At 44.9% G+C, this 9,374-nt stretch carries 9 protein-coding genes; 3 read left to right on the forward strand and 6 right to left on the reverse strand.

Features of this window, described 5'->3' with window-relative positions:
• Positions 1–652: 652 nt before the first annotated feature.
• Both gltX and EWV60_RS04605 read right to left on the reverse strand, forming a co-directional pair.
• Entirely contained in the window at positions 653–2,095 is a 1,443-nt protein-coding gene (gene gltX / locus EWV60_RS04600) for a glutamate--tRNA ligase (protein WP_287231300.1), read from the reverse strand.
• Between the two features lie 202 nt (positions 2,096–2,297).
• A complete protein-coding gene (locus EWV60_RS04605; protein ID WP_002735370.1) occupies positions 2,298–2,774 on the reverse strand; it encodes an NAD(P)H-quinone oxidoreductase subunit N in 477 nt (158 codons plus the stop codon).
• Between the two features lie 293 nt (positions 2,775–3,067).
• On the opposite strand from EWV60_RS04605, the gene EWV60_RS04610 reads away from it, so the two are divergent.
• Positions 3,068–3,937 (forward strand): ABC transporter permease, encoded by an 870-nt coding sequence (locus tag EWV60_RS04610; protein ID WP_287231302.1) that lies wholly within the window; start codon positions 3,068–3,070, stop codon positions 3,935–3,937.
• A gap of 48 nt (positions 3,938–3,985) precedes the next feature.
• On the opposite strand, the gene phoU is transcribed toward EWV60_RS04610, so the two are convergent.
• From phoU to EWV60_RS04625, 3 genes are all read right to left on the reverse strand, one after another.
• The gene (phoU, locus tag EWV60_RS04615) at positions 3,986–4,654 is read right to left on the reverse strand and encodes a phosphate signaling complex protein PhoU (protein WP_046662732.1); all 669 of its coding nucleotides are present in this window, start codon (positions 4,652–4,654) and stop codon (positions 3,986–3,988) included.
• A 120-nt stretch (positions 4,655–4,774) separates the two neighbouring features.
• Positions 4,775–6,076 (reverse strand): sensor histidine kinase, encoded by a 1,302-nt coding sequence (locus EWV60_RS04620; protein ID WP_287231303.1) that lies wholly within the window; start codon positions 6,074–6,076, stop codon positions 4,775–4,777.
• Positions 6,077–6,123: 47 nt separating this feature from the next.
• Positions 6,124–6,879, reverse strand: coding sequence for a response regulator transcription factor (locus EWV60_RS04625; RefSeq protein WP_002776120.1), 756 nt, complete (start codon positions 6,877–6,879; stop codon positions 6,124–6,126).
• A gap of 69 nt (positions 6,880–6,948) precedes the next feature.
• Between EWV60_RS04625 and EWV60_RS04630 the strand changes: the two genes are divergently transcribed.
• Positions 6,949–7,716, forward strand: coding sequence for a creatininase family protein (locus EWV60_RS04630; RefSeq protein WP_287231305.1), 768 nt, complete (start codon positions 6,949–6,951; stop codon positions 7,714–7,716).
• Positions 7,717–8,049: 333 nt separating this feature from the next.
• A complete protein-coding gene (locus EWV60_RS04635) occupies positions 8,050–8,814 on the forward strand; it encodes a hypothetical protein (RefSeq protein ID WP_287231306.1) in 765 nt (254 codons plus the stop codon).
• A 29-nt stretch (positions 8,815–8,843) separates the two neighbouring features.
• Here the strand turns inward: EWV60_RS04635 and EWV60_RS04640 are convergent.
• A partial coding sequence (locus EWV60_RS04640; RefSeq protein ID WP_287231307.1) for an FAD-linked oxidase C-terminal domain-containing protein occupies positions 8,844–9,374 on the reverse strand: 531 nt, incomplete at its 5' end.

Consider the following 9,374-nt stretch of genomic DNA (forward strand, 5'->3'; position numbering starts at 1 on the left):
GCGTTAGATTTATTGGGAGTTTCCCTGATTTGTACCCAGTAACGGGGCGGCGGAAATTCTCTTAATCCCTTCTACAGCACAGGTTATGGCCTTTTGTCAACGGGGAAGTCCAGTTATACTGATAGTCTCTTCCGCAAAATAGTCCTAATACTAAATCCGTTGAATATAGGCTACATATCAGGAGAGGCACTCCACTTGCGGGAGTGACTCTTAAATGATTACAGATGTGTCAGCAGCTGCGTGTAAGCATCCCACCGAAAAACTAATGCACGGGGGGTTTGGGGGGCAGAACCCCCCAAAAGCTTGGATTGAGTGATCAAGTCGGAAGTAATACTAAATCCCTTGGGTATAGGCTAAATATCAGGAGAGGCACTCATGCAAAACGGAGAATAAATAATCAGTTTTTAATAACCAGATTTAGTATAAAAGTTCTGCCCGATAAACACTTCAGGATTCCATAAGCAAAAATTATCACACAAAGTCGAGAAGAGCCAAAACCTAAAAATCCGCCCCCGTCCCCTCAGTAATTGATCACGAGCAGGGTATGCAGGGCGACACGGATTCCCATTATACCAGAAAGTATATAGCAATCTTAGGGCATTTGTCAACCCTAATATACAAGAAATTTTCTGATAACTGATAGCCGATCAATTTAACTATTTACTGCTTGCTGAAGACGGGATAGATCCCAACCTTTTTGATTGAGAAGTAGCCAAGACTGCATTAAATCCGGACCGTGTAACTCCCCCATCAAAGCGGCGCGTAGAGACTTCATCACCAGACCTTTTTTAACCCGATGGGTTTTAGTGGTTGTCTCCACAATTCCCTTAGCAGCTTCTCCGGTCAAATCGGGAGTAATAGCGGCGAGAATATCCTTGATAATATCCTTAACTCCCTCTAATTGTAATTGACTCAAAGCCTCCTGATTATAATTCGCCACAGGGGTTAAAAGTAAGCGACTTTCAGCGACAGCATCGCTTAAACGAGTTAAACTCGGACCGATGAGAGTAGCCAAACCGATCAACCAAGCGCGATCGGTTTCAGCATCAAAATTATACCCTGCTTCTTGCCAGTAAGGGAGAAGTAAAGGCACTAATTCCTCACCGGTTAAACGATGAAGATATTGACTATTAATCCAATCCAATTTCGTCCAGTCAAATTTTGCCCCCGCTTTATTTACCCGTTCTAAACTAAACACTTCAGCGGCCGCTTCAAGGGTAAAAATTTCTTCAGTGGAATCGGGAGGAGTCCAACCGAGGAGAGTCATGTAATTAACCAAAGCTTGCGGCAAAAAACCCAGTTTTCGGAAATCATCGATCGAAGTGACTCCATCCCGTTTAGATAACTTGCGACCCTCCTGATTTAAGATCAAAGGACTGTGGGCAAACTCCGGCACTTTTGCCCCTAAAGCTTCGTATAAAAGAATTTGTTTAGCCGTATTAGCGATGTGATCTTCCCCACGAATAACATGGGTAATTTCCATATCGATATCATCAACAACTACCGCTAAATTATAGAGAGGCTGACCGAAGTTTTCCTCCGCATTTTCTGAGGTACGAGCGATCACCATATCGCCACCTAAATCACTACCTTTCCAGATAACTTTTTCCCGGATTAAATCCTGCCAAATAATTTCTCGATCATCGTCAATAATAAAACGAATTACTGCTTTTCTCCCCGCTTGCTCGAATTGAGCTTGTTGTTCGGGGGTGAGATAACGGTGACGATTATCGTAACGGGGGGCAAGATTACGGGCTTTTTGTTCTTCCCGCATTTTTTCCAATTCTTCCGGGGTACAATAACAACGATAGGCTAAACCTCGATCGAGCAGGGTTTGAATGGCCTGACGATAATAATTAAGGCGTTGAGTTTGAAAAAAAGGACCTTCATCCCAATTCAGTCCTAACCATTGTAGGCCCGCTTGAATATTTTCGGTATATTCTGGTCGAGAACGTTCTAAATCTGTATCTTCCACGCGCAAGATAAATTTACCCCGGTGATGATGGGCAAAAAGCCAGTTAAACACGGCTGTGCGTGCGGTTCCAATGTGTAAATTTCCGGTGGGACTGGGGGCAATACGAACTCTCACTGTCACGATCTAACTCCTAGGTTTTTTGCGGCAACGATATCCCATATTATGGCAAATTCCCCTAGGCCAACTCGCAAAATTAAGAAAATTAAATAAATAGCTACCAAAGGGTGAGAAAGGAACAACAAACTCTCAAGAATTGAAGTTTCCCTCTCCGGGGAGAGGGTTTGAGGATGAGATATTTAAATAACCGTGTTATTTCGGTAATTTAGGCAGCGACTAAAGATTTGCTCAAAGGTTGCCAACGGAAATATCTTTCCCCACCCAATTCTAGGACAAATTTTAACCGGGGTTCCTGTTGACTAAGATTAATTAAGTATTGTTTTTCTTCCGAGGATAAAACAAAACTTTCAATAATCCAAATCACTAAACCTTTAGATTTGGGAGGTAAATTTTCCAATTGATAGGTAGCAATGGGAGGAATAAAATAAACTGGTCCCACGGCTGCTTCCCGACCAATATTTTTTTTACCCAAATGGGGGGGACGGACTCCATGAATGCCGGTAAGATAGGCACTTAAATCGCCTAGACCTCTAGCGGTGATATGCAGGACATTGTAACCAGTGGCCCGTAAACGTCTTTGATAGCGTCCCTCGTAACCCCCTTCTAAGGGTGCGTAAACACCTAAAGCACCGTATTGTTCCAGATCGCGAATAAATGGTTTTCCTGTGGTCAGTAGTGCCATAGCTAGTAAAAAAAATCTTTTTCCCTATAATCGCACGTTTTGTTAAGTTGTGCGTCAGGTGAACAGAAAAAGACTTAGGATCAAAGATAGAGAGGGACAATCGCTACTCTCTCCCGAGGAGGCAATATGTTTCACGATCTCCTTTATCCCAACGGACTGCTTTATGTCCTGATTAAACTAACTGTTTTAGCTTTAGCAGTCTTGCTCTGGTTTATGGTCGTTTCGGCCCCGGCTGTTTGAAAAAACACTGCTCTTGTACAATTAGCGTTCTATGCAATGGCTAAATTTTGTCGATGACTCCTGTTAAATTGCCGATCGATCCTTTTCTGAAACCCAACCTAACCACTAAACTACTAGGGGTTGGGTTGGTATTGACAATTATTTTTATCCTGATTGCCCTGTTTTCGCCCCTTCTGCAAGCGTTCGGACTGATTCAGGATCCAACCGACATTTTAAGCAATTATCCCCTACAAGCCCCCAGTTCCGGGCATTGGTTCGGGACGAATGTGCGCGGTTATGATGTCTTTTCCCGCACCCTATTCGGGGCGCGAGCGGCCTTGTCCGTGGTATTTTTGGCCACAGGATTATCTTTAGTCATCGGGGTTCCTTTAGGACTAATTAGCGGTTATTTGGGAGGTAAAATCGATCGCGTTCTCCTCTTTCTCATGGATACCCTCTACACCTTGCCGGGGTTATTATTATCGGTGGCTCTCGCCTTCGTTTTGGGTCGTGGTATCCTCAATGTAGCGATCGCTGTTAGCATTGCCTATATTCCCCAATATTTTCGCGTGGTCAGAAATCAAACCGCCAGCGTTAAAAATGAGTTATTTATCGAAGCGGCACGAGCGATCGGTGCCAGTCCTAGCCGGATATTATCAAAATATCTTTTCTTTAACGTCGTCCAGAGTGTCCCAGTTCTTTTTACCCTCAACGCAGCGGATGCGATCCTTGTTTTAGGCGGTTTAGGCTTTTTAGGCTTAGGATTACCGGAAGAAGTGCCGGAATGGGGTCATGATCTCAAGGAAGCTTTGGCGGATTTATCTACAGGTATCTGGTGGACGACTTTATTCCCCGGATTAGCAATGACCACGATGGTGGTGGGTTTATCCCTCTTGGGAGAGGGGTTAAGTGAAATTTTAAACCCCCTGAGTCGTAAACGCTAAAAGCGCGGGCCAGAGTTCGAGAGAAATAAACTCAGGACACCCGCACCCTCAGCCTCTCTGTCCAGTAACGATGTAGGATACCCTTTGGGCGATATTGGTGGCGTGATCGGCCATGCGTTCCAGATGACGGATTAGTAAAGCCATCAGCAAGATTGGTTCCACCACACCCTTGATATCTCTTTGATGGGCGAGAGTGTGATAGAGATAATCATAGGCTCGATCGACCGTATTATCTAGTTCTTTGACCTTTGGACCGGCTTCTTGATCGAGGTCGGCCAGGGCGACAAGGCTCGTGGCTAACATATACTGAGCATGGTGGGACATAGCCTCGATCTCACCCATACAATCGTGGGGAGTGTAGGCGAATAACTTGAGTGCTATTTCGGCTAAATCCTTAGCATAATCGCCGATACGTTCCAAATCGCGCACTAATTGCATAAAAGCACTTAAAAGCCGCAAATCTTGGGCTACGGGAGCCTGTAGAGTCATGAGAGTGGCACAATCTAACTCGATTTGACGGTAGTAGCGATCGATTTCCTTGTCAAGGGGGGGGATTTTTTTCGCCATTTCCAAATCCCTAGCAAAAAGGGATTGATGGCTAAGACGAAAGGATTCTTCGACCAAGGTTCCCATTCTCAGCACATCCTGTTCCAATCGCTGGAGAGAACGAGCGAAATAGGTGCGATCAGGATGATTGGTTTCTTTGGATAGGCTCACGGTCGGATTCGCTTAACATAAAACTACTCTTTCTCTACAGTGATAACAAGAAAATTTTCGATTTTGTACAGTTGTCCAGAGAACTTGACAGATTTTTTTTCTCCCCACACCCCACACCCATCACCCCACCTCCTTTTTTTGATGGGGGAGAGTGACTTGTAGGCGAGCGCCGCCGGTGTTAGGATCATTTTGAGCGACGATCGAACCGCCATGGGCTTGAATAATCTCTTTGGCAATCGATAAACCTAAACCGGTACTATAATCCTTTGTGCCTTGTTTTTGACGGGTGCGGGAAGGATCACCGCGAAAGAGGCGATCAAAAACGTAGGGTAGATCCGCTTCATTAAATCCCTTCCCGTTGTCGATAACGTCAATTTTCAGCCATTTTTCCCCGATAGTATCGGATATTTCCCGAATTTCTAGGCGAATTTTCCCCTGATCGGGACTATACTTAATGGCATTATCAAAGAGATTCAGGAAAACCTGCAGCAGACGAGAGTGATCGACTTCTACCGTCCAATCCACCGGAGAGGAATAATCTAAGCTAATCTGTTTTTGGGCGGCTATTGGGGTGACAGTCTGCCAAGCAGCGCTGATTAATTCCTCTAGATTAATCATCTGGTATTGTAAAGATCGCCCCGCATCCGCTTGTAATTCACTGATTTCTAGCCAATCGCAGACTAATTGACTCAAACGCTCCACTTCTTTCCCCATTTGTTCTAACCAGCGTCTTTCGGGAGCTTGGAGGCGTTTTTGTAAAGCTTCGGTAAGGAGAGAAATGGAGGTTAAGGGAGTGCGTAACTCGTGAGTTAAGTCAGAGAAAGCTCGCTCGCGATTTTGCGATAATTCCACTAAAGGCTGTCTATTTTCGATAAATACAGCGATTTCACCTTCTGGCAAGGGATAACCGTAACCCTTCAAGGCAATCGATTTAGGAGCAATCACTTGGCGATCGCTAATGGGGTTGACAGGATAATTAGTCGGGTAAAAAGTCCAAGTTTGCACCTGTGGACTCTGTTTTTGGCGAGTTTCTTGAATTAATTGATCTAATTCGTAGGATCGCACCAATTCCAGCAGCAGACGCACTTGATCTGGCTGCCAGCGATCGAGTTTTAAGAGGGTAATTGCCTGTTGATTACACCAGAGCAGTTGATTATCGGCATCTATATGAAGATAGGCGATCGGCGCTAGTTCTAGCAAGGATTTCTGAATTTCTAAACTCTTTTCTCGCTCTTGCAGACTTTGGGAGAGAAACTGTAATTCTCGACGCACTAGGGAGGTAACGGGAAAAGAGGCCGACAAATCCACCGAATCCGAGAGAGCGCTTAGGGTTCGCTTTAACTCTCTATTTAAGCGTGAGACTTGCCAATAACAAATACTCAAACCTAAAACTACTCCGAAAATAAAAGCGAAAATAGTCATTATCCCAGAAAGCGGCGATCGCTAAACTTGAAAATATAATCGCTCACCTAGCCAAAACGATAACCGAAACCGCGTACAGTAATCAGGTATTCCGGTTGACTGGGATCGATTTCCAGTTTTTCGCGTAACCAGCGAATGTGAACATCGACGGTTTTGGTATCTCCTAAAAAATCTGGCCCCCAAATTTGTTCAATTAACTGCTCTCTTGACCAAACTCGGCGCGGATAACTCATAAATAGGTCGAGGAGACGGAATTCTTTAGGAGAAAGGTTAATTTCTTCATCTCGCACCGTCACCCGACATTCCTGGGGATAAAGAAGAACATCGCGGAATTTTCGCACGGGAGCGGCAGCTAGGGAAGTAAATCCTTGACGACGAATCAGAGCGCGACAACGAGCGACTAATTCGCGCATACTAAAGGGTTTAGTCAGATAATCATCGGCACCCACTTCTAAACCCAAAACTCGATCGGTTTCGCTGGCCTTAGCACTTAAGATTAAAATCGGGATAATATTGCCGTGATAGCGCAACAGACGGCAGATATCAAGACCACTGATTTGGGGTAGCATTAAATCCAAAACGACCAAATCAAACCGAGATTCACCGTGATTACTAGATTCTTGACTTTGCAGCAATTCTAAAGCAGCGCGACCATCACTAACACCGAGCGCCTCGTAACCTTCTTCTTCCAAAGCCAAAATAATCATATCCCGAATCACTTCTTCATCTTCAACGATTAAAATCCGATGATTGGGAACGAAATCCGTACTCGCCGACAAGGGGGGGGTGTCAAGGGTTAACATAAAAATACTTGATTATTCGTCCTAATTTTATCTCAATTGGTCAACCTGCACTCGGGGGGGTAGAGCCGAATGTTATTACAGTTATCCACCTGGTTAGAGGTGGAATCCTATCTAGAACAATCTCAGGGAATTATTATTCCTATTGGTTCCACGGAACAACATGGGCCGACGGGACTGATTGGTACAGATGCTCTCTGTGCTCAGGCGATCGCTAAAGGAGTAGGGACACAGGTACGAGCAATGGTAGCACCCACCTTAAATGTGGGTATGGCCCTACATCACACGGCTTTCCCCGGTACAATTAGTCTTCGTCCTAGCACTTTGATTCAAGTCATCCTCGACTATGTGACTTGTTTAGCTAGAGCCGGTTTTCGTCAATTTTTCTTTATTAATGGTCACGGGGGCAATATTGCCACCCTAAAAGCCGCTTTTTCGGAAACCTATTATCATTTGGATACCCTCAATTTGCCTAACACAAACGAGGTTAAATGTCAAGTGGCCAATTGGTTTATGGTGCGAGAAGTTTATCTTTTAGCCAAAGAATTGTATGGATATCAGGAGGGTTCCCACGCTACACCGAGCGAAGTGGCGTTAACTCAGTATCTTTACCCTGAGAGCCTTAAAAATGCCTTTTTATCGGAAAAAGTAGCTTCTGGTCATGATATTTACGGTGCGGCTAATTTTCGCCAAAATTACCCCGATGGTCGTATGGGTTCCAATCCTGCTTTAGCGACTCCCGAACACGGTCAGAGATTCTATGAATTAGCGGTGAAAGAATTGAGTAATACTTATCTAGAATGGCTCTCTTGTCCTGTGTCTGAGTTGATTAGTAACTAAGCCACCGAGACCCGGAATAATTTAACTGTAACCCTAAGTAAGTAGCTGGTTATAATTAAATTAAAAATGGATTTTAGGTTCGATCCCCCCTGCCCCCCTTGATAAGGGGGGTGCCGATAGGCGGGGGGATCCCCCCTGCCCCCCTTGATAAGGGGGGCTTAAGTGGTTTCAATTAAATTGAAGATAGATTTTGTCTTTGATCCCCCCTTAATCCCCCCTTAATAAGGGGGGTACCGATCCCCCCTTAATCCCCCCTTAATAAGGGGGATATCTGAACAATTTTTAACCCCCACCCACTTAGAAAGAAAAGATAAATATCCAAGGAGAAAATTGATGATTGCCACTACTGACAATAACGCCAATCAACCACTGGCTAGTTTGCGGGAAATACAAGAACTTGCCATCGCAATTACCGCCAAAAGCCTCAATCCCGCCATGCTAACGATTGATTTCCTCAAATATTCGGGAATAGTTCCCCCCGACTGGGAATTAAATGGCCAGCCGGTACTCAATCCCAATTACGCTCAAGTTAATTTTCAAAATGGCATCAGCATCGTCGCCCAACCCCGGAAAATTACCTTTGTGGAGATAATTAAATCCCCCGATAGCCTGAACCTGAAACTGCCAGAAATTGTCGGTTTATATCTAGATAAACTCCCTTTAGCCGAATATCAAGCCCTGAATATCGCCCCGAAAAGTATTGTTCCTCTCCCCAGTAGCCCCGATGCCGCTAAAAAATATATCACCGAAACTCTTCTGGCCCCCGGTCCCTGGCACAATTTCGGTACGGCCCCCCTACAAGCCGGCATCAATCTATTTTATCAGTTAGAAACCTCTCAGCTATCCGTGGCGATTAACGAGGCAAAATTACAATTACCCGATGGCAAAATTTTAGGGGCGCTATTATTTGCCGGCAACTTTAACTATAATCTGGCCGAGGGCCGCGATCGATTCAATCTGCTCAAACAATATCTGGGACAATGGCAAAAAGACCTAGAGATTTTCCGAGAATTAATCATTCAGCGTTTTCTGGAAAGACAAGTCCCAGTTTTCCCCTCTAATATCAATCTGCCCCTAGCACCCCAAGCTGGACTGTAATCAGTCATCAGTCAATACTTACCGATAACCTAAAACACATCCACCCCCGCAAACCCTTGTATTTTCGCATTAGCGGCTTCCCCACAGCTGCGCGGGGTGGGGAATAATTTCCCCGGGTTAGCCAAACCCTTGGGATTAAAGCAATCCCGCACATAGCCCATAGTTTCTAAGTCAATCTCGTTAAACATGGCGGGCATATAACAATTTTTATCGATGCCGATACCGTGTTCCCCCGATAAACTGCCGCCAACCCGCACACAAAGTTTGAGAATTTCACCGCCTAATTCCTCCACTTCTTCCCAGGCCCCCTCTACCTTGTTATCGTAGAGAATCAACGGGTGTAAATTGCCATCTCCGGCGTGGAAAACATTGGCGATTTTATAACCGTATTTTTCACTTAAAGCCTTAATTTCCTGAAGAACATAGACCAATTGAGTGCGGGGAATCACCCCATCTTGGACAAAATAATTAGGGCTAATTTTCCCCGCCGCCGCAAAAGCCGCTTTTCTGCCCTTCCAGAGTTTAAAGCGGGTTTCGGCATCATTAGCCGTGGTGATATT

It is taken from the genome of Microcystis sp. Msp_OC_L_20101000_S702 (genome assembly GCF_007095705.1).
GTDB lineage: Bacteria > Cyanobacteriota > Cyanobacteriia > Cyanobacteriales > Microcystaceae > Microcystis > Microcystis ichthyoblabe_A.

Excerpts from the sequence above, each read along its gene's own strand:
- EWV60_RS04605 (WP_002735370.1), bottom strand. The coding sequence starts at position 2,774 with ATGGCACTACTGACCACAGGAAAACCATTTATTCGCGATCTGGAACAA.
- EWV60_RS04610 (WP_287231302.1), top strand. The coding sequence starts at position 3,068 with ATGACTCCTGTTAAATTGCCGATCGATCCTTTTCTGAAACCCAACCTA.
- EWV60_RS04620 (WP_287231303.1), bottom strand. The coding sequence starts at position 6,076 with ATGACTATTTTCGCTTTTATTTTCGGAGTAGTTTTAGGTTTGAGTATT.
- EWV60_RS04625 (WP_002776120.1), bottom strand. The coding sequence starts at position 6,879 with ATGTTAACCCTTGACACCCCCCCCTTGTCGGCGAGTACGGATTTCGTT.
- EWV60_RS04630 (WP_287231305.1), top strand. The coding sequence starts at position 6,949 with ATGTTATTACAGTTATCCACCTGGTTAGAGGTGGAATCCTATCTAGAA.
- EWV60_RS04635 (WP_287231306.1), top strand. The coding sequence starts at position 8,050 with ATGATTGCCACTACTGACAATAACGCCAATCAACCACTGGCTAGTTTG.